This window comes from Metabacillus niabensis (assembly GCF_020524345.1).
Lineage (GTDB): Bacteria > Bacillota > Bacilli > Bacillales > Bacillaceae > Metabacillus > Metabacillus niabensis_B.
Genome location: NZ_JAIVLH010000012.1, coordinates 47,649 through 69,163, shown reverse-complemented (window position 1 = coordinate 69,163; position 21,515 = coordinate 47,649). Strand labels below are relative to the sequence as shown.

Here is a 21,515-nt window from a genome sequence, read left to right as displayed (position 1 = left end):
TCAGAAGAATTATAGAAGCTGCTTATTACTGAGAATAAGATCATCCGACATTTTGAGCTAATTTAATCCTATTATTTTTAGTAAGAAAACTGATTGATGATCCGTTTCGGCTTTCAACGAGTACATTTGTCCTTCTTTTAGGATCGAGGAATTGAAGGACACACTCGTTCGAGGCAATGTACAAAAATTGATTAACAGTAAACACACATACCCTGAAAAGGACGATAAAATTATTTTGTGATAACTCTTGTTTTTTTATTTCTGTCATTGTTATAATACTGTTGAATCAAATAGCTAAAATTTTCACGCTGTGGATTTTTAAAGAATATTTCTTTTTTCGCCACACAATTATCAGTAGATAATTGTGTGGCTTTTTATTTGTGTAAAAAATAAATCAACATAAGGGGGAGCTAAGATGAAAGCATGGTTTTATGTCATGTGCGTATTTCTTGGAGGTTGCAGCTTCGGAGTTCTTTCCACGTTTGTAAAACTGGCATATGAAGCAGGGTTTACTATGTTCGAAGTAACGGGAAGCCAGGCAATAATTGGGACCATTATGATTTGGATTCTTGCTTTGTTTGTTAAGAAGCAGAAGATAACTAAAAAACAGATCATAAAGTTGGCAATAAGTGGTTTTCCAATGGGGTTAACAGGTATCTTTTATTATTATTCTTTAGAGACATTAGATGCATCACTAGCCATCATCTTTTTATTTCAATTTATATGGATCGGTGCTATTGCTGATTGGATTATTCTAAAAAGGAAACCTTCCGTCCAAAAGATCTTATCCATTATGATCGTGTTAATCGGTTCTATTATGGCCGCAGGTATCTTGACTTCCGGAGAAAAAACAATTGATTTGTCAGGTGCAATGTGGGGTGTCCTTGCAGCTCTATCTTATTCACTCTTTCTCTTAACAAGTGGTTTGGTTGAAAAAGAAGTACCGGCTATTCAACGAAGTGCCATTCTTTCGACCGGATCTATGATCATTGTGTTATTTATTGCCAATCCATTTTCATGGATGAATACTGATACGATGATAAATATAGCCCCATATGGAGTTTTATTAGGCTTATTCGGAGTTGTTATTCCTCCAATATTATTTGCCGTAGGGATGCCAAAAGTAGGTCCTGGAACAGGCTCGATTTTAACAGCTTCCGAATTACCGGTGGTTGTTCTACTCTCAATGTTTGTCTTATCAGAACAAGTTCAATGGATACAATGGGTAGGTGTACTTGTCATTTTATTGGGGATCATTCTAGGGAATCGTTCATTTTTATCGAATCCTTTTAGGGAAAAGACTGTTTTATTAAAAGGAAATAAAAAGAATTTTACATCTTGAAAAAATGGGCACAAACCTCTCAAATGGTTTGGCCCTATTTTAATTTGCAAATAAAATTCTGAAAAGAGAGAAAAAATTATGGTAAAATGTGATGAATTGGAAGTATCTACTGTTTTTTGGGGGGGAAATATGAAATCAGTAAACGTGTTTCATTATGATGCCTTTAGCAAGGAACCTAATAAAGGAAATCCGGCGGGTGTTGTGCTCAATGGAGAGGATTTAACCGATGAACAGATGCAGGAAATTGCATTCAAAGTAGGGTTTAATGAGACTGCTTTTCCAGTTAAATCAGCGATCGCGGATAGTAGAATCCGTTATTTTACACCTGGACATGAAATGAATCTATGTGGACATGCTACAATCGCAACTGTATATGCGTTAAGTTCAAGAGGGATGTTAGGGGATAAAAGGAATATCACCATTGAAACCAAAGCCGGTGTATTACCGATAAAGATTGAAACTACTGCAGATGATGATCTATACATAACAATGAATCAGGCCTCACCACAGTTTAAGGAATTCAATGGTTCAATAGAGGAATTAGCCCATTCAATAGGAATATCGCGGGAAGATATTGATCCCAAATTACCCATTCTATACGGTAGTACAGGAACTTGGACATTACTAATTCCAATCTCGAATCTTACTGCGTTTGGAAAAATGAAACCTAATAATAAGCTATTCCCCACTATATTAAAGGAAATGCCAAAATCATCTATCCATCCTTTTTGTTTGGAAACGATCGACTTAAAAGCTGATATGCATGCCCGCCATTTCTCTTCTCCATTTTCCGGGACAATTGAGGATGCTGTAACAGGAACAGCTTCTGGGGTGATGGGAGCATATTATGCCAGGTATATAAATGCCAAACAAGAAAATCCATTACATCTTATCGTTGAACAAGGTCATGAAATGGGGAAAGACGGTAGGGTTAATGTACAGGTAACAAAGACAGAAAATGATGTTGATATACAAATTTCCGGAAGTGCTGTTTATGTTAAGGATATTCAAATGACTGTAAAAGAGTAGCATTCATCATTATTAATGATGTTAATCCTAAAGTTACATGACATCAGGCGTGAACAATTTTTGTTCACGCCTGTCAGCATTAGACCAAAATTGTATAATTTATCCCCCTTTTTGTGGATAAATATGCTAAAATTATTGAGTCAAACAGGAGAGAATATAGTAATATCATCGTCAATTCCTGTTTTGTTCCTACGGAAAAAGGGAATTAGTGGACAAAGTATTAAAAATGATGACTTATAATAAGACTCTTTATAAAGGGGTCAATAGGCTGTTTTCATCGAAATTATTGTTTTTGAATCCTAATTTTAAAATGTTTGTGGAGCGTAAAGGATTGACCTGTTTTCACGTTAAAACAAGAAAGCAGTAGAGTTGCGAAAAACAACTTTTAAACAAGAAAACCGAATAGTAACTAACTGAATAGTAATTATTAGCAATCCTATCTTAGAGTACCGGTCACTTAATCGGGAAGCCTATAGGTATAGAAAAATTTATATATAATTCTTTATGATAGCAAGGAGAGAGGTAGATGGAGTCAATTTGGTTAGAATATGCTTGGGCTCTGTTAATACTGATCGGGTTGGAAGGATTATTATCCGCTGACAACGCTCTGGTATTAGCAGTAATCGCCAAGCATTTACCTGAAGATCAGAAAAAAAGGGCAATAAATTACGGAATTTTAATGGCATTTGTATTTAGATTTGGTGCACTATTTGCCATTTCATTTATTGCAAACGTCTGGCAAATACAGGCGATTGGAGCAGCATATCTTCTTTACCTGGGATTAAAGCATGTTATTCAAGCTAAATTCGGGAAAGAAAATGAAAATATTCGTGAGGAAAAAGAAAAGGAATCACGTGGAAAAGGTTTCTGGCCAACTGTAGGGAAGATTGGATTAGCTGACCTTGCTTTTGCGATTGATTCAATTCTGGCTGCTGTTGCTCTTGCACTAGGTCTTCCAGATTCACCACTTGGAAACTTCGGTGGAATGGATGGAGGACAATTCATTGTTGTTCTTCTTGGTGGTATTGCAGGTCTTGTCTTGATTAAATTTGCTGCAACATGGTTTGTGGCACTTCTTGCCAAACGTCCGGCATTGGAAACAACAGCATATGCGATTGTTGCGTGGGTAGGTGTTAAATTGGCTGTTATTACCCTTGCTCATGAGGATATCGGGATCCTAGATCATCATTTCCCTCACAGCACAGGATGGACTCTGGTCTTCTACGGAGTTTTAGTGGCAATTGCCCTAATCGGTTGGTTTGCACCTTCCAAGAAACCATTGGAAGAAAAGGGTTCTTAATAAGATAAATGAATTCAAAGGGTGGGTTAATTCATTGAAATTAACCCATCCTTTTTTATAGACTAAAAAATATAAAATATATACTTAGTTTGGTGTCCAGTTCCAGCGCCTAGCCCCTCGAGGGCATAAGCCACTATGAATCGAAGACAAAGAACGTCTTCGATTCATTTGCGTCTTATTTGCCCTAGGCTGATCAAGGCGCTTACGCATTTCTTATAAAAAACAAGCCCGTTTCAAAAGAAAAATGGTAAAATAATACCTAGGTATTAGACAGACTGAAAGGGTGGGTGAAAGAAATTAAAAATATCAAACGTATCTTATTTATGCTTCTTGGCTTTATTTCTTTAGCAATCGGTATAGCGGGAACTGTTTTACCTGTTCTACCAGGAGGTCCTTTTTATCTGTTTGCCCTCTTTTGCTTCACCAAAAGCTCTAAATCAGTTGAAACTTGGTTTAAGAGTACTTCTATATATGAAAAATATGTTTTGTCCTTTTTACAGAAGAAAGGGATGACCCGCAAAGAGAAAATTCGCATCAATATCATTGCTGATTTCTTTATCCTCATTTCTGTTATTTATATTGATATACTTCTTTTGAAAATCACATTTATTGTCCTTGCTCTTTATAAACATTATTATTTCATCTATAAAATCAAGACCATTCGTCCTGTTGACACAAAACATGATAAAGCGCGAACTCTATAGTTCGTGCTTATTTGCATTTTGTAAAGATTCCATCTTTATATAGGGATATCTCTCTATTTTTTCATTCGATATTGAAAATGATTATCATTACCATTTATACTATTAGAAAGAAAGAAAAAGGAGGAAAATGGAATGTTTATACAAATGAAGACAGTAATTGTTACGGAGGGAAATGCAGAGAAAATGGTGGAGCGTTTTTCAGGAGAAGGAATCATTGAACAGCAACAGGGATTTATTGATTTAAGTGTTTTGAAAAAGAAACAAAGAAGAGGGGACGAAGAAGTTGTCATTATGATTCGCTGGGAATCTGAAAGTGATTGGAAAGCTTGGGAGACGAGTGACATTCATCTGGCCGGACACCGGGAAAAGCGCGGAAAGCCATCACCATCCTATATTATTGAAAGCTCTCAGGATGTGTATCACGTTTTGAGCACAAAAGAATATAGAGAGCCTTCTCATATCCAATAATATCTTAAAAAAGTGATCGCCCAACACTCTATTGTTTTGGGCGATTGATGATTCAACGAGCCATCCCTGTCCCCTTTCTTGTCATTAACATAAAGATCAAATAAGGGGCACCAATCACTGAAATCACAATCCCTACAGGAATATCAGCAGGTGCTAATAAATTTTTTCCAATCATATCGGCTACAAGTAATAACAAGGCACCAATAAGTGCTGAAACAGGTAAAACGGAAAAATAATTTGCACCGCAAAGTCGTCTTGCAAGGTGGGGCGCTAATAAGCCGATAAATGAAATACCACCGCCAACTGCAACACATGCTCCAGCCAATGCAGCAGATAAACATAAAAGAATTCGCCGTTCTGACTCTACGTTTACACCTAATACAACAGGAACAGCCTCCGTGAATTGGAGAAGATTCATGGATCTTGCCTTAAAAAAAGCAAGAGGAGATAAAATGACAATCCAAGGGAGCAATGCCCAAACATATGGCCACTGTGTTCCCCATATGCTTCCGGTTAACCAGATGGTTGCTTGTTGAAAGTCTTTCGGATCCATTTTTAATTGAAGAATAATTAATAGTGCGCCACATAAAGCATTAAAGCCAAGTCCCATGAGAAGTAATCGTCCAGGCTCGATACCGCCTTTCCATGAAAAACTATAGATAAGCAATGCAATAGTAATGGCACCAATAAACGCAAAGACCGGTAATAGACCTGGTGAAGACAAAATGGTATTCTTGTTTTCGCCAATCAGAAAGATACAAAATACCACGGTTAGCCCGGCACCTGCATTAATACCTAATATTCCCGGGTCAGCTAAAGAATTGCGGGAAAGACCCTGTAAGATAGCTCCTGATAGAGCGAGCCCGGCACCTATTAATAGTGCGATAAGCATTCTCGGTAAACGAAGTTGGTATAGGACAAGTTCTTGTTGAGGAGTTCCATTTCCGGCAAATGTAGTGACTACTTCTTTTAGATGAATGGGGAGACTCCCTGTTGAAAGACTCAATACGAATATGCTGAAAATGAACAATATAATCGTGATCAACCAAACTTTTGAGCGAAGGACTGCTTCTTTCCAATCCATTACATATACCCTCTTTTCGTACGTGATAAATAAAGGAAAAACGGTACACCAACTAATGCTGTAATCGCACTTACCGGTGTTTCAAATGGAGGATTAATCATTCGGGCGCCAATATCTGCAACAATTAGGAGCAAGGCACCTGCAATGGCACTTAATGGAATCACGACCTGGTAATTCGATCCTAGTAGGAGTCGAATGATATGTGGAATCACAAGTCCAATAAACCCTATCGCTCCAGCAATTGAGACCGCAACACCAGATAATAGGACAACGGTGATGATCCCGATCCAACGTATGTTGGCAAGAGATTGTCCAAGCCCTGTTGCTACTTCTTCTCCCATTGACAGGATCGTTAAAGAACGACTAATAAAAAGTGAAAGAATGAGACCAATCAAAACGGTTGGAACCAAAATCATGACATGTAGCCATTTTGTACCTGACAAACCTCCGGCAATCCAAAAACTAAGATCTTGTGATACTTGAAAATATAAAGCAATACCAGTCGAAAGGGCACTAAAAAGTGTACTTAGAGCTGCACCTGCTAATGTAAGTGTCACAGGGGAAATTCGGTCCTTAGCTATAACGGAAAAAACAAAGACAAGACAGGCTCCTATTGCAGAACCGGCAAAAGACCATAACAGCAAATTCCAATAGGAACCTGAACCCACAAAAGCTAGCGACACGGCAATTGCCAAGCCGGCCCCGTGTGTAATGCCAATAATGGATGGATCTGCGAGAGGATTACGAGTAAGCCCTTGCATAATGGCACCTGCCACCGCTAAAGCAGCCCCCACCAAAGCAGCGGTCAAAGCACGTGGAATTCGAACCTCTCGTATAAGTTGGTGTTCAATATGACTGTTTTGGAACGAAAAAAGAGAATCAGCTATAACCGAAGGAGAAATCCAAACAGCGCCAAGCCCAATTGAAACAAGTAAAAAAAGAAAAACGCACAATAATCCTGCTACACCGACAAGCTTCGCTTTTTTACGCATAGAAGAATCTGTTTGCAGTTGTACCACAGTGGGGGTAATCGGTTTATCCATTCTATCCATCCCTTCGTTACATGAAAATGATCTTCATTTTCAATTAGAACATAATTGCTTATAAATCTACTATTGAAAAAGGTTTTTTGTCAATTCTTTTTCAACATTCTGTTTAAGAATCAAACGAATGAAAGGTGAATGTTATGACTACTGTAAAGCCGTTGAATGAATGTTGCTTTAGGGTTTCTACTCTAAAAATAAGGGAAGGAGTTGTTGAAAGATTAAGCCTATTAAACCAAACAAACACTCTTATATATATTGCAGCAGGTATCGGTCAGATTTCTAATAAAACCGATCAGCGAAAGGTGACAGAGGGAAAAAGCTATATCCTGACAGAGGAATATAACATCACATCTTTATCCGGGCAGCTTCTCACTGTTTATACTTTGTCATGGAATAAAAGAAGAAATGATTTCACCTTGCCACCATCCCTTCCACTAGCTGATCAAGCTCCGGCAAAAGTTGTACCACTCTGGGAGGAAGCAATGGAATGTCAAAACAGAACGTCCATTTCTGATCTGTGTAAATTTCAGGCAATTGTATGGAATCTTCTATCTCTACTAACAGATCAAACAGAGGTAGATCGAATTGAAGAATCAAAAGCATTTATAAAAAATCGTTTGACAAATCCTTATACAGTAACAGCTCTTGCAGAGAAAGCCAAAATGACACCAAGTTCTTTTACAAGAGCTTTTAAGAAACAAGTAGGCATGTCTCCAAAGGAATACTTAATTACAGAGCGGATGAAAGCAGCGAAAACACTCATGCTGCAAAATAAGGGAATAACAGCAAAAGAAGTTGCCTTAAAGGTAGGGCTGCAAGATGAGTTTTATTTTAGTCGGATTTTCAAACAAAAGGTAGGACAACCACCAACGATCTATATGAAAAGAACAAAGGAACGAGTAGCTGTCGTGAGTCAACTCTTTTTACAAGATCACTTGCTTTCATTAGGAATTCAACCTGTTGCAGCGCCTGCTTATCCAACGGAATATCCAGCTACTAAAGGGATTCCCGGTTATTTGAAATCAGAGTTACACGGGACAAGACTACTAAATGCAGAAAAGTTGTTTCAACCAGAGGAAATTCTTTTCACACAACCGGATATCATTATTAAAACCCCATTGCATAATGGAGAAATTCAGTCAGTCCTTCTATCACATCAACAAAAAATCGAGCATATTTCTTTGCAAACAAATTGGAATGACTATCTCAGAGAAATCGCCCGGTTGTTTCATGTAGAAAGCTTGGTAGATGGAATTGAACATGAAATAACTTGTCTGGAAACAAAAGTGAAAGATGAATTATGCCCTTTAACAAGGAAAGGAAATTGGGCAGTCATATGGATTCGACAGGAAGAAATACGTCTATATGGGCGCCAGCATCATGCATGTCTTGACTTGTTTTATCAAAAACTGGGCTTTGAGCCACATCCGGATGTACCGGATACAGGATATCAGGTTGTGACGGTGGAAGAGCTGGCAAACTTGGACTGTGACAAGCTTCTTATTCTCTGGAGTCGTGAAAAAGATGTGTGGCGAGTTGTTCAGTCAAATGAATGGAAAGCGTTGAGGGCGGTCCAGTCAAAGGAAGTATATTACCCTAAAAGTCAGGAATGGGATCCGTGGGGGCCATTGGGCAGAAAGCATATGCTTGTTCAGTTTGCATCAGAGCTTCAACATTCAAAACTTATTGTCTGATTTGTCCATGAAAAAAGACAAAAATGTCCATGTTCCTTGTAATTGATAATTGTTATCATTATTAATGAAATTCATTATCATTTAGGAGGAAGTAACCATGGTGAAACAAATAGCTTCATGGAGTATGGTGCTATTGCTTTTAGTATTAGCAGCATGCTCAGGTGGAGAGAAAACAGCTTCGACGGGAGAAGCAAATAAAGAGGAAGATACAAAACTTGAGGAACAGCAGGAAACCGCTGCTGAAACTCGTACAGTTGAACATTTATATGGTGAAGCAGAAGTACCGGTGAACCCGGAGAAAATTGTTCTTCTATCACACGTATCATGGGAAGGTTCACTCGTTTCAGTTGGGGTAAAACCACATGCAGTCATGGCCTATGACAATGAATTCCCGCCACATTTAACAGAAGAATTAGAGGGAGTAACAGCTCTTCCTTATGCGGATGAAATTGATCCAGAGGAAATTGTAAAGTTAAATCCGGACTTATTAATTATTAGTGATCGATACAAGCCTCTTTATGATCAATTAGCTGAAACAATTCCGACTGTGGTTGTAGAAGTTGGGGGAGATTGGAAGGAAGATCATCTAAAAGTTGCTGAAGCAGCCGGGAAATTAGAAGAAGGGCAGAAGGTTATTGACCAAATGGAAAAAGAAGCCGAAGAAATCGGTCAGCGTATTAAAGAAAAAGTCGGCGATGAAACATTTATGGCAGTAGCGATTAATAAGAAAGATATTCGTGTATTTGGAACGACAAATCATGCAACAAATTCATTGCTTTTTGATGATTTGAAATTAACACCAGCAGAAAATCTTCCGGAAGATTTCGGTGAGAATATATCAATTGAAGGATTAGTTAAATACAACCCTGATCATATACTAGATGTAACGTATTTTAATAGTGGTGACTATTATGATTCCGTTACAGAAGGTGAAGTATGGAATAACCTGGAGGCTGTGAAAAATAAAAACGTTCATACCCTTACAACTACATGGGGTTTCTGGGATCCGATCGAACGCCAAAAAGGATTGAAGGAAATTGAGACATTATTATTAGGTGAATAATGACTTGAATGTAAAAGATAAATACGAAACTGTTAGTAGTCAAATAGTCTTCTGTAAAGGAAGACTATTTTCCTCCTCATCATTGAGAATGATTATCAATTAGTAGGACTAAAGACTCTAAAAAGAGGTGTAATAATGGATTTAACCGCCAAACAGATTGCAGTAGAAGCAACATTACAAGCATTTCTTAATTGTTATTTGCGTGAAGTTGATAATGGATTCTGGATAGAAACAGAGAAATGGAAGAAAGAAAATAGTTCCTCCTGTATTCTTAACGGTCGCGAGATAGTTGAACTGCATTTACATATGCAAGGTGATAAATATGCATTTGAGGTACTTTATCAATCTCAAGTTGGAAAACATCAGATTGGCACATCACTTAAATATTGTCCAAACGAAAACAGGTGGAAAACAGAAGACAGATTAAACATCATGATGAACCTTATTCAAGAACTTCATCTAATAGCAAGGGCGAATGGCTGCTATGAACTTGCATCACATTATGATGAACTCATTCTTCGGGTCATAGAAAGCTATCAAACGATGACTCACTATATTGAAGAAAGAAAAGATGATTTGCCTCTTTTGTCTGAAGGAGATTCAACATTTATTGAGAATGAACAGTCGCTTTTATTTGGACATTGGCTTCACCCTACTCCTAAAAGCAGGCAAGGAATGTCAAGCTGGCAGCAACAAAGCTTTGCACCTGAATTAAAAGGGAAGTTCCAGCTGCATTACTTTCAAGTTGATCGGGATCTTATCACAGAATCATCAAGCATGTCAGAATGTGCAAGTAACATCATCCTTCAATCCGTAGTGAAGGATCTGCCATCTTTCACAATTGAAGGGGAAACTTGTTTAATTCCCATGCATCCACTTCAAGCTCAATGGCTGCTGCAGCAGGATGAAGTGAAAAAGGCAATGGAAACAGGAACGATAAAAGAACTTGGCGTGTTGGGACCTAACTTTACCGCAACATCTTCAATAAGAACGGTTTACTGTGAGAAGGAAGACTGGATGTTTAAATTCTCGATTCCTGTAAAGGTAACCAATTCGTTAAGAGTTAATAAAAAGCACGAACTTAAGGCAGGAGTTGTCATGTCGAGTCTTCTTAAAAAGCTTCCATTCTTGGAAAAGTATCCTACTTTTTCAATTATCGAAGATCCTGCTTATATGACTGTGGATTTTCCGCTTAAAAAAGAATCAGGATTTGAAGTGATTATGAGATCGAACCTTTTCAAGGAAGGAAAAACCAAAGGAATCAGTTCAATTGCCTCCATTGTGCAAGATCCTTTTCCTAATCAAAAATCACGACTGAGTAACATGGTTACGATGAATGCACATAGAGAAGGCAGGTCAGTGGAAGAAGTGAGTTTCGACTGGTTTGATAAATATTGGTCTTGTTCAATTGAACCGTTGATCCGACTTTATGATGAACATGGAATTGCGTTGGAAGCACACCAACAAAATAGTGTACTCGATGTATCAACAGGTTATCCGGAACATTACTATTATCGTGATAATCAGGGCTACTATCTCTCATCATCACGTCAAAAAGAACTTCTTTTCATGGAACCTGGTCTTTTCGAAACGTCAGAGTTATTTTATGACGATAACATGATTCAAGAAAGATTTACTTACTACTTAGTTGTCAATCAACTATTTTCTGTGATTTATCGCTTTGGAGCAGATCAACTCTTAACAGAAACAGACCTGATAAACATGACAGTCCAAAAATTACATGCACTAAAAAAGGATCTAACAGGGCAAGGAAAAAGGTTTGTCTACAAATTACTTCATGAAGAAAACCTGTCACATAAAGCAAACTTATTAACGAGATTTCATAATGTAGACGAATTAACAGCTGAGCTAGAGCAGGCCATTTACACTCAAATCGCCAATCCACTATTCGTGCATCACAAGGAGGAAAAAGATGCAAAAATCCTATCATATACCTTCTAACAAGATATCTAATCGAGTAAAGAAGCAGTTGGTTGAAGCGATGATGTATGAAGGGTTAATCGATTATGAAGAGGTAAGAAATGGAGTTTTTCACCTTTATGGGAAGAAGCAGACATATTGTTGCAATGGTAGAAGGAGTGCATTTGATCGAATTCGCCTAAACGAAGCAAGCATCTTTCAACTTTTACCTGATGATCAGGAAAAAGAAGTAACAATTGATGAGCTGCTTAGAGAGTGTATAAATGACGAATACATTCATAAGCGTGTTTTCCATGAGCTCTCACAGACGATAAAGCTTTGTGAATGGAATGAAACGCACCTAGCAATGCCATTATCTAGAAGGCATTCAAGTTATGAGGAACTGGAGTCTGAGGTTGTTGAAGGACATCCTTATCATCCATGTTTTAAATCTCGAACAGGCTTCACATTAGATGATCATAAAGCATATGGCCCGGAGGCAAAACAGGTTTTTACTCTAAAGTGGACAGCTGCAAAAAGAAACAATGTACATGTGTCATTACTTGAGGATGAACAAAAATTTTGGAAGCGGGAGCTGGGGGAAGACATGTGGCATGAGTTGAATGAACAACTTACTCAAGCAGGTGCAACATATAAAGAGTATACGTTTCTTCCAATCCATCCATGGCAATGGCAATCTCTATATCCGCAATTATCACATTTACTAGCAACAGGCGAGCTCATTCTATTGTCTGAAAAAGGTGATCAATACAGAGCTACACAATCAGTCCGTACACTATGGAATCAATCCAATCCGAACAAGGCGTACCTTAAATTGCCGATGAATATGGTCAACACTTCATCGTTAAGAACGATATCATCTCCTTCTATTTGTGCAGCACCTTTTATTTCAGAATGGCTGGAAAAGGTTCTACAATCTGATCCTTATTTAGCTCGTGATGCTTCACTTGTCGTGTTAAAGGAATATGCCGGAATTAGTGTTGAATGTGAGGAAGGCTCTAAGTTACATGGTCAGCTTGGCGTAATTTGGCGGGAAAGTATTAGAACATATATGAATGTAGACGAAGAGGCTGTCCCATTTACAGCCCTTATGATGAGTGAACAGGATGGACAATTATTTATTGAGAATTGGCTGGCTCACTATGGAGTTGAAAACTGGGTAGAGCGTTTAGTGGAAGTGAGTGTAGTTCCAATATGGCATTTGTTAGTCGCACACGGAATTGCCATTGAAGCACATGCTCAGAATATGATTTTGCTTCATAGAAACGGTTGGCCAACACGAATTGTGTTACGTGATTTTCATGAAAGTATCGAATATACACAAGAATTTGTCTCAGATACCAGGTTTGTTCCAGATTTTGAGAAGATTCATAGAGAATACCGAAATGCCCCTGCAGATCACTATTATTGGATGTCATCTGTAGAAGCATTGAGAGAATTAGTGATGGATACACTGTTTGTTTTTCATTTAAGTGAGCTGGCGTATCTTCTTGAAGAAAAAACTAGCCTCCATGAAGAATTGTTTTGGAAGAAAATAAAAATGGCGATCTCAAACCATTTGAAGAAACATCCGGGATTACAAGAACGTCATCAAAAAATCCAGTATGCAAAACCAGATATTTATGTTGAATCTCTAGTAACAAAGAAGCTTCAAAACGAGCAAAAAGAATATCGTCATTTAGTAAAAAATGTGTTTAGTCAAATTCATTAGCAGGAGGAATAATTCATGTTCTATGTGAATGACCAACATTACACGATAAAAGATGTACAAGAGCAGTTCCGTTTATTTGATCAAATACCATATATAAGAGATTGTAAGAATCACCTTTTAGCAGTTTGTCTGACAGATGCTTTTCAGTGGCTGTCGCTTCTCTTGTATATTCGGGAAAAAGGGGCATCTGTGTTTCCTATTCATCCATCCACCCCAAAGGACGGGGCCATTCGTCTAGCAGAGAAAGCCGGTAGAGATCTATTATTCTTCCAAACCCTTGATTCGGTTATTGATCTATCAAGTGTTAGGTATGAAGCAGCTGGGGGGCTTATTCAAATGAGCTCAGGAACAACAGGATCTCCAAAAATAATTGAACGTACGTGGCGTTCAATTGAGGAAGAGATAAATAGCTATGTTGCCTCATTACCTGTTGAACAAGGAACATCTTCGATTGTGGCATGTCCGATTACCCATTCATATGGACTAATTAGCGGTGTGTTGGCTTGTTTAAAAAGAGGAGTAGAGCCTATCGTGATCACAAATTTGAATCCAAAATATGTGATCAAAAAACTGCAGCAACACAAAAAACATATTCTTTATGCTGCACCTCCTTTGCTTCATACATTAAGTCGTTTAATGAAGAATGGTGAACAAATGGATTGTGTGATGACTTCCGGTACAGTTATGCCGTCCAATTGGCTGAATTCCATAAAAGCTGTATCACAGAAGGTTTTTCAGCAGTATGGTTGTTCTGAAGCGGGATGTGTTGCCATTCATTCTGACTTAATACATCCGGCTGAAATGGGGAACCCGCTGCCACATGTGAGAATAGAAGCTGGTGAAGAATACAACCCTGGAGAAGTTGTCATTCATACCTATGATAAGTCCATTTATACACGTGATTTGGGCTATCTAAAAGAAGGAATTCTCGTTTTTCTATCTAGAATCGATGACACCATCAATGTTGCTGGCTTAAATGTGTATCCACATGAAGTTGAAAATATACTACTTGAGGAACCGAGAATCAGCGAGGCTGTTGTTTACAAAATGAAAAACAAACTCTCAGGTGAGCGGGTATGTGCGCAATATGTTTCAAATGAAAGAATTGAAGAGTCTGAATTAAGAGATTGGTGCAGCCGATTTCTTGCTCCACATCAAATACCATTGGAATTTAAACAGGTAGAGGAGATTGGGAAGCTGCAAAACGGAAAGATTAGCAGAAATCAATTAGCGGAGTTACATATATGAAGAGAGAAGAAATGATGGAGATGATTTATCACATTTTAAAAGATAACCTGGAGCTTCCTACAATGACGTCATTTCATGAGGAAGCACGTTTAAATGAAGATCTATATATGGATTCGGTCATGATTCTTGAGCTCATTTTGTATATCGAATTGGACTTCGGCATTAAAGTTCCAGATGAAATGCTCGTTCCAAAGGATTTTCAAACCGTTCATACAGTAATTGAGTTTATTAAACGTCAACAATGTGAAGCACATGGAGGAATAAAATGATAAAGGTTCATTGCTTTGTTAGCTGTGTTTGTGAAGTGATCAAGAAAACGAAAGGAGTCGATCATAGACCCTATTATTTTGGTGTGTGGGATGCAGATTTTGATGTGGTAAACGGAAGGTTAACCTATCATTCCGATCAAATTGACCATGAGTTCTTTCAGACATGGTATGAACTGCTTTATGGAGTGAAGCTGTTTAAATGGTATGACGAAAAGAAGTCTAAATCTGCAAATATAAAAGAACTCCAAAGGTTGATAGAACAAAAAAACAACCACACATATGTCATGGTGATGCTTGATTTATCGATGCTGCCGGAACGGGAGAATAAATTTCATCAAAGACCGTTTCCTCATTATGTCATGCTTGAAAAGACAGAGAGAGAAGATGAGTGGTTCATGTATGACCCTGACTTTCGATGGGAAGGCATCCTCCCAAAAGAAAAAATTCTTCAAGCCATTAATGAACCGAGTGTTGAAGGTGGTTATTATTTTCACGCGTCACATATTCAACCGCCAACGAAAGAAACAATCCAAGCCTATTTTCATACATGCATCAAACATGATGTAAATCCGATAACAGAGGCAATTGGTGAGATCATACGTGATGTTGCGACAGGAAATCCTCACCAAATCAAGCTTGCGCAAGCTTTAAAACAGCTGCCTGTTTTAGCAATTAGAAAATATGCCTATGAACATGCTTTTGCCTATTTCTGGGAAGCACTCGATCTAGAGGAAGAAGGATTTGAACAGTGGTGTACAGAAATCGAACATCTTGTTAAAGGCTTTACCACGATTCAATACCGCGCAATGAAGTATGAAGTAACGAAAGAGCCTTTTATTCTTGATTTGATAGAAGAAAAACTGCAAGAACAAAATGAACTGGAGTTTAAAATAAAGAAAGGTTTGCAGATTTGTTTCAACAAATGGTTGCAAATGCAAAACCTTTCTCAAAAAGTAGGTGAACCAGTGCGATGAAGCTTTCAATTTGTACGATCTCTTTTCGACACCATCTGTATTCAATTGATCAAATTGCTCATTGGGCGAAGTCACATCAGTTTGACGGAATCGAGCTTTGGGGAGTACATGCCAAAAATTTGCGGGACGATACCCATTATGGAGAAGCATGGCTCAACGCCTATGGGTTAGAAACAAGTATGATAAGTGATTACCTTCCTTTAGATGCCGATATTGACACAATGATCAAAGAGACAAACGATCTTTCAAACATCGCGAAACATTGGGGCACAAACAAAATTCGAACATTTGTCGGACGAAAGGGAAGTGAACAAACAAGCCGTCAAGAGCGAAAAGAGTTTGTACAAAAGGTTCGTCTTATTTGTGAAGAATTACACGCAAAAGGACAATATCTTCTAGTAGAAACTCATCCCAATACACTGGCAGATCAACTTGATTCTACATTAAATCTATTACAAGAGGTTCATCATCCGGCACTTCGGATTAACTTTGATGTCCTGCATGTGTGGGAGTCAGGAATACATCCAATTAAAGCAATGAAAGAGCTTCTTCCATATATCTCTCATTTTCATCTAAAAAACATCTCGTCACGTGAAAAGCTATCAGTATTTGCACCTGACAATGTCTACGCTGCTGCAGGAACAAGAGAAGGAATGGTGCCGCTATTTCATGGGAAAGTAGATTACCAAGAGTTTTTAAGCGAAGCTATTGAAACAATGGACATCAACGCTTCTTTAGAATGGTTTGGAGGGAATGTGAAGGATGTGTTAAAGGAGGATGGGAGTGAGGTGCGAGAATTACTTGAGGGTTTGCTGGTGAAACCAAAATAGGGAAATAATTTACCTTTGGGAAAATGGATTACCGTCATTAACATCATTACCGGAGCAGATAAAAACGTCTTAATTGCTAGTTAGAACTGGGAATTAAGACGTTTTTTCTTATTATATATATTCATAAAAAGACCGAAAGGTATCATTAATAAGTTTTGGGGGGAGAACTGGATACTTGCAAATACATAATTTAAGTTGACTATTACGAACTGGATTCTTTGTATCTTTCACTATATATATGAGTAATTTGTATCCTCTATTCAGCAAACAGGCCATTTAATCGAATAAGAGTTTTGCATAAAACACCACTTTTTCATGCAGTTTCCAAGCTCCCTTCGAAGCAAAAACATTGATAAATCAACGATGTATAAAATTATGCATAACCATAAAAAACGACTACACGCCAAACCCTTGGATACATGGGTTTGGCGTTTTTCTAACTTCTTAAAATTGCAATTATGTGTACTAGATTTGTATTTCATATACAGTTTTCCAGCTTCTTTTCTATTTTAGGGACTTATAAGACAGCCCCTACTTTTTTCCAGTACCAAAACTTTTGCGAATCATCTCTACAGTCATCAACAAGAATGGGATTACCACTGCAAATAGAGGAAATATATATTTTAAAGCAAATCTCCCTTGTTCAAAATGCATGCTAACATCTTGAGCTATTAACAATGAAGTTAGAAAAATGATGACTCCGAGTGGAATCACAAGTTTGTTTTTTTGTATCCTAAACAAATCTACAGTACCAATTAGCGCAACATAAGAAAAAATGGTTACCTTAAAGAAATCATTAATAATTAAACTAGTTACTCCAAAAGCGTCTAACCGTTGTATAAAATCCCCTACATAAATATGCTGCACCATTGATAAATAAGGAAAAACTGATTGTTTTACCATCGTTACTCCAAGCACAGATATTTCAAGAAAGACTACAAAAGATATAATAACTCCACTCAAAAATATAGCGGTTGTTCCAGTTTTGAACCCTAACTTAGGGTTATTTAAATAGGGAAGAATCATAGTAAAACAGATCATTTCTCCAAAAGGAAACATCACTGTTTGCTCATAAACTGCAGTAAATATGGGTTTCCAACCATTTTCCAATACAGGTAATACCTTATCAATATTCACTACATTAGATAACAGCAGAAATATGATTCCCAAAATTCCTGTAAACAGAATGAAAATGAAAAAAATCTCTCCTGATCGTGATAACACTTCGATCCCTTTATATAAAGCATAACTAATAACCATCATCAGTATAATGCTAATAACTGAAATAGGAGTTACATTATAAGAAAGAACTAACAATTCTACACCATCTCTTAAATCCCTCGCAGCTCCATATATAAAAAAAAGAATGTATAATATTCCTACAACTGTCCCAATATACTTTCCGAAAATAATCCTAACGTAACCGGTTAACAGTAAATGAGGAAAATGATTGTAAAGGTAAGAATACATACAGAAAATAAATATACCCCCAACCATGCCAATTATTATGGCTATCCAGGCATCTTGTTTTGCATCTAATCCCAAAGGAACCATCATGGCTGTACCTAATTCAAAAAGTATGATTAAACAAAATAATTGGAAAGAGTTTATTTTTTCGGATTCCATAAATAATTATGCCCCCCCCCCTTCAAATGCTAAATTTGAAAATATTTTAAAATGGGTTATCTCTTATTTTCACGTTCACGATTAGATTCAATATCTTGCAAAGGCTGATAATACGTATTTCTGGAAATCCCTAGAACGTTACATAAGGTCTTAACAGCATATTGATCCTATAATCATCTATAACAGTAGTTAGCTCAGTAAGACTTATTTTCTCACGAATATGGCTATAGCCTTTTTTAAGATCTTATTTTCTTCCTGAAAGCGACGAATCAGTTTTTGTAGAATGGCAAAATCGTCTGGAGTAACGGAAGTTCCATCTTCCAATTCTATTGGGGGAAATTGATTAATCCATTTGTAAATGGTTACATCAGAAACGCAATATTTACTGTATAAATTGTTTACTGAACTACCAGAACGGTAAAGACCACCAATTTTTTTACGTCTTCATTAAATTTTTTGCTTGCATTATGATTTCCCATAAAGGACACAATCTTTCATTTTTATTATGATCAATTATTAGAAAACTTAACTAAGATGTGTCCATAAACAATACTAGCATTAACATTAATTTGGAATTAACCCTTGTTTGGGTGGTGATTGTATGAAATTTATACCAATTGGGCGGAAAAGCAATTATATTAACAAATGGTAAGCTGTGCTAAGCGTCACCATTCATATTCCTGCTAAAAGAATCCGCTATTCCACAATCGATCGGGCACTTTTGTGGAATAACGGTAAAAGACTTTTTCACCACAAAGCCTAAGTGTAAAACCTTTGGTAAGTTTGAAAAGTAAAGAACATTTTAAAAACAACTACGCAATTTTTCAACGACAGAATGCGGCTTCACGCCGTCAAAAGTAAACAAGTTTATTTTCACCTTACTTATAGCAGTTTTTGGGCTTATCACGGACGTATCCCAAGTGAAAGGCTTACAATTGTAATAGGAGTATTTAAAGCTCAACCTCCTACCATTATGGCAATCAAGTTAGGTATTAGCGATGTACTTTTATCGTTTTAGGTGTTTGATTTATAATGAAGAAGTTTTTTTGATTTTAGTTAACATTTCGTTTTCAACTATAGAATGGTCCGAATTGTAAAAAGCGTAATGGTTACCTACATCACGCTTTTAATTAAGCTGTTAATTGAGTTTGAGAATCCATTGTATCTCCTTCTGAACCGAATTCGTTACTAATAATAGCGGTATAAGTTGATCTCCTGAGTGTATAGTATTAAATACTAACTAGAATTTCTTTTAATAAACTCCCCGTTATATACCTTTTTGATAGGAGTTTGTTTTACACCATTAATCTTATTTACTATGTGATTTACTAAGTCATTAGACATATCTTGAATACGATTTCAGATGGAGGAAATTTGTGGATTCGTAACTAATGATATTGGATGATTATCAAAACCAACTATTGAAAAATGTTGAGGTATTTGAATGTTATTTCTAACAGCAGATCTTATTAATCCGGCTGCAACGAAATCACTTCCAGCGATAATGCCTTCTATTTCTAATCGTTAGTTTTTATCGAAGCTGAGTAAAAAATTGTGAAAACAAAAGAAGTATAAACAGCTACTTTACGGTTATCCATGAATATAGCTCGTGATGACAAATAGTCCCTAACCAAATATAATATATGCGGGTTAAGCCAACGAATTTAGCTTACAATCGACTGAAACGTTAAAAAGTTCTTATGTTGTATTAGAAGAGCTGGCCATATAGTTAGAGATCTGGAGGATCAAAGGTTATGTTAAAGAAGGATGGATGAATATTGATGGAAGTAACTTGGTGTAAAAGTTATAAAAAGTATATAGATGACTTTATATAGGATATAAAAGTTAAGTCCATACCCAATGGAGATCAAGGAGGAAAGGATTGGATGTTTATATAATTTAAGGAAATGAGAGGTACTTATCATCTCTAAAGAAAGGGTTCCATAAAGGAAACCTTCTTAATTATTGGGGAAATATACAATTGTTTGTTCTAGTTAATATTCTCCTTTTTTTCCTTGATCATAAGTTTTTTATAATTCTCCCCCCAGTCTTTCATTAAGAGAATAATTGGTTCTAACGTTCTCCCAAAGTCAGTTAAAGAATATTCTACTTTAGGAGGAATTTCAGGGTACACTTCTCTATGTATAATGCCATCATTTTCCAACTCCCTTAATTGTAAAGAAAGCATGCGTTGAGTAATACCTGGCATTAATGTTCTAAGTTTGTTAAATCGTTTCTTTTCATCAATAAGGTGGAATAAAATAACTCCTTTCCACTTTCCACCAATAACATCCAGAGTTGCTTCTACCGGACATCCCTCAGGACAACCATATCCACTTTTTCTATTTCTCATTTCTCAGTCACTCCTAAAACAATTGTTTTTTCTCTATAACTTTTAGATAAATAATACTGTTTTAATGCATACTAATCTTACCATGTTTAAGGAATAATTTTCTAAAATGAGGTAAATACAGTAAAAATATCCTATAAATTTAAGTCTTATGGATTAATAAAGGGTGTTCATAAGTATAAAAAATGATACTATCCTACATGATTGTGCGTACTTTTTCCTCCCTCCTAAAGTATTTAAAATTTGTTTGTATCATAAAAAATTACAGTAAGGAGAATGAGAAAAAATGAGAAAAGTAGCTGTCTTAGTAGGGGATATGTATCACCATGAAGAATTACAAGTTCCTGCAAATGCAATTGAGGAAGCGGGATATGAGATAACTTTAATTGGTAAAGAAGCAAACATTAAATTACAAGGTGTATATGGGGGGACTGTAGAGACTCAGTTAGGGATTGGGGAAGTAGACCCTCTGGATTTTGATGCTCTTTTCATACCTGGAGGATTTTCACCGGACATTTTGAGAGCTGACGACCGCTTTGTGTCATTTGTTAAGAAATTCGACTTTACAAATAAACCGATCTTCGCTATTTGCCATGGCCCTCAGCTATTAATTAATGCCGACATATTACAAGGCAAGCAAATGACTGGATACAAATCAATTCATATGGATTTGCGTAACGCAGGTGCTATTGTTTATGACGAACCTGTTGTTGTTTGGAATCATTCGCTAGTAACAAGTAGAACTCCAGATGATCTAAAACACTTTACAGTGGCAATTATCAGCGTATTAAACAAAAAAAATAAACTACAATATTCTTGAAAAAAGGGCTGTTTAC

General features: G+C 36.9%; 19 protein-coding genes. 14 read left to right on the top strand and 5 right to left on the bottom strand.

The window, feature by feature from the left end:
* Positions 1 to 415: 415 nt before the first annotated feature.
* The 5 genes from LC095_RS14280 to LC095_RS14260 all read left to right on the top strand — a co-directional run bounded on the left by LC095_RS14280 (position 416) and on the right by LC095_RS14260 (position 4,843).
* Complete coding sequence (locus LC095_RS14280) at positions 416 to 1,342, top strand: EamA family transporter (RefSeq protein ID WP_226528783.1); 927 nt, start codon at positions 416 to 418, stop codon at positions 1,340 to 1,342.
* Positions 1,343 to 1,471: 129 nt separating this feature from the next.
* Positions 1,472 to 2,371: a PhzF family phenazine biosynthesis protein gene (locus LC095_RS14275; RefSeq protein WP_226528782.1), complete on the top strand. Its 900-nt coding sequence runs from the start codon at positions 1,472 to 1,474 to the stop codon at positions 2,369 to 2,371.
* 526 nt (positions 2,372 to 2,897) lie between these two features.
* Positions 2,898 to 3,671, top strand: a complete 774-nt coding sequence (locus LC095_RS14270; protein ID WP_078431619.1) for a TerC family protein — start codon at positions 2,898 to 2,900, stop codon at positions 3,669 to 3,671.
* A 287-nt stretch (positions 3,672 to 3,958) separates the two neighbouring features.
* Complete coding sequence (locus tag LC095_RS14265; RefSeq protein WP_226528781.1) at positions 3,959 to 4,375, top strand: YbaN family protein; 417 nt, start codon at positions 3,959 to 3,961, stop codon at positions 4,373 to 4,375.
* Between the two features lie 132 nt (positions 4,376 to 4,507).
* Entirely contained in the window at positions 4,508 to 4,843 is a 336-nt protein-coding gene (locus tag LC095_RS14260) for an antibiotic biosynthesis monooxygenase family protein (protein ID WP_226528780.1), read from the top strand.
* 52 nt (positions 4,844 to 4,895) lie between these two features.
* Here the strand turns inward: LC095_RS14260 and LC095_RS14255 are convergent, their stop codons facing one another.
* Together LC095_RS14255 and LC095_RS14250 are read right to left on the bottom strand one after the other, a co-directional pair.
* Complete coding sequence (locus LC095_RS14255; RefSeq protein ID WP_226528779.1) at positions 4,896 to 5,927, bottom strand: FecCD family ABC transporter permease; 1,032 nt, start codon at positions 5,925 to 5,927, stop codon at positions 4,896 to 4,898.
* Positions 5,927 to 6,919 (bottom strand): FecCD family ABC transporter permease, encoded by a 993-nt coding sequence (locus LC095_RS14250; RefSeq protein WP_413467490.1) that lies wholly within the window; start codon positions 6,917 to 6,919, stop codon positions 5,927 to 5,929. Before LC095_RS14250 ends, LC095_RS14255 begins: the two co-directional genes overlap by 1 nt.
* A 194-nt stretch (positions 6,920 to 7,113) precedes the next feature.
* On the opposite strand from LC095_RS14250, the gene LC095_RS14245 reads away from it, so the two are divergent.
* The 8 genes from LC095_RS14245 to LC095_RS14210 all read left to right on the top strand — a co-directional run bounded on the left by LC095_RS14245 (position 7,114) and on the right by LC095_RS14210 (position 16,703).
* On the top strand, positions 7,114 to 8,667 hold the full coding sequence (locus LC095_RS14245; RefSeq protein ID WP_226528777.1) for a helix-turn-helix domain-containing protein: 1,554 nt from the start codon (positions 7,114 to 7,116) through the stop codon (positions 8,665 to 8,667).
* A 97-nt stretch (positions 8,668 to 8,764) separates the two neighbouring features.
* On the top strand, positions 8,765 to 9,730 hold the full coding sequence (locus LC095_RS14240) for an ABC transporter substrate-binding protein (RefSeq protein WP_226528776.1): 966 nt from the start codon (positions 8,765 to 8,767) through the stop codon (positions 9,728 to 9,730).
* 135 nt (positions 9,731 to 9,865) lie between these two features.
* A complete protein-coding gene (locus LC095_RS14235; protein WP_226528775.1) occupies positions 9,866 to 11,692 on the top strand; it encodes an IucA/IucC family protein in 1,827 nt (608 codons plus the stop codon).
* Complete coding sequence (locus LC095_RS14230) at positions 11,664 to 13,382, top strand: IucA/IucC family protein (protein ID WP_226528774.1); 1,719 nt, start codon at positions 11,664 to 11,666, stop codon at positions 13,380 to 13,382. The genes LC095_RS14235 and LC095_RS14230 overlap by 29 nt, the downstream gene beginning before the upstream one ends.
* 15 nt (positions 13,383 to 13,397) lie before the next feature.
* Positions 13,398 to 14,630 (top strand): AMP-binding protein, encoded by a 1,233-nt coding sequence (locus LC095_RS14225; protein ID WP_226528773.1) that lies wholly within the window; start codon positions 13,398 to 13,400, stop codon positions 14,628 to 14,630.
* A complete protein-coding gene (asbD, locus tag LC095_RS14220) occupies positions 14,627 to 14,899 on the top strand; it encodes a petrobactin biosynthesis protein AsbD (protein WP_226528772.1) in 273 nt (90 codons plus the stop codon). The genes LC095_RS14225 and asbD overlap by 4 nt, the downstream gene beginning before the upstream one ends.
* Entirely contained in the window at positions 14,896 to 15,873 is a 978-nt protein-coding gene (locus LC095_RS14215) for a DUF6005 family protein (RefSeq protein ID WP_226528771.1), read from the top strand. The genes asbD and LC095_RS14215 overlap by 4 nt, the downstream gene beginning before the upstream one ends.
* Positions 15,870 to 16,703 (top strand): sugar phosphate isomerase/epimerase family protein, encoded by an 834-nt coding sequence (locus LC095_RS14210; protein WP_226528770.1) that lies wholly within the window; start codon positions 15,870 to 15,872, stop codon positions 16,701 to 16,703. Before LC095_RS14215 ends, LC095_RS14210 begins: the two co-directional genes overlap by 4 nt.
* Positions 16,704 to 17,234: 531 nt before the next feature.
* Here LC095_RS14210 and LC095_RS14205 read toward each other — a convergent pair.
* From LC095_RS14205 to LC095_RS14195, 3 genes are all read right to left on the bottom strand, one after another.
* Positions 17,235 to 18,329 (bottom strand): GerAB/ArcD/ProY family transporter, encoded by a 1,095-nt coding sequence (locus LC095_RS14205; RefSeq protein ID WP_226528769.1) that lies wholly within the window; start codon positions 18,327 to 18,329, stop codon positions 17,235 to 17,237.
* A gap of 1,359 nt (positions 18,330 to 19,688) precedes the next feature.
* A complete protein-coding gene (locus LC095_RS27265) occupies positions 19,689 to 19,832 on the bottom strand; it encodes a substrate-binding domain-containing protein (RefSeq protein WP_226528884.1) in 144 nt (47 codons plus the stop codon).
* Between the two features lie 487 nt (positions 19,833 to 20,319).
* A complete protein-coding gene (locus tag LC095_RS14195) occupies positions 20,320 to 20,682 on the bottom strand; it encodes a winged helix-turn-helix transcriptional regulator (protein WP_226528768.1) in 363 nt (120 codons plus the stop codon).
* Between the two features lie 283 nt (positions 20,683 to 20,965).
* Between LC095_RS14195 and LC095_RS14190 the strand changes: the two genes are divergently transcribed.
* On the top strand, positions 20,966 to 21,499 hold the full coding sequence (locus LC095_RS14190; RefSeq protein WP_226528767.1) for a type 1 glutamine amidotransferase domain-containing protein: 534 nt from the start codon (positions 20,966 to 20,968) through the stop codon (positions 21,497 to 21,499).
* Positions 21,500 to 21,515: the final 16 nt, after the last annotated feature.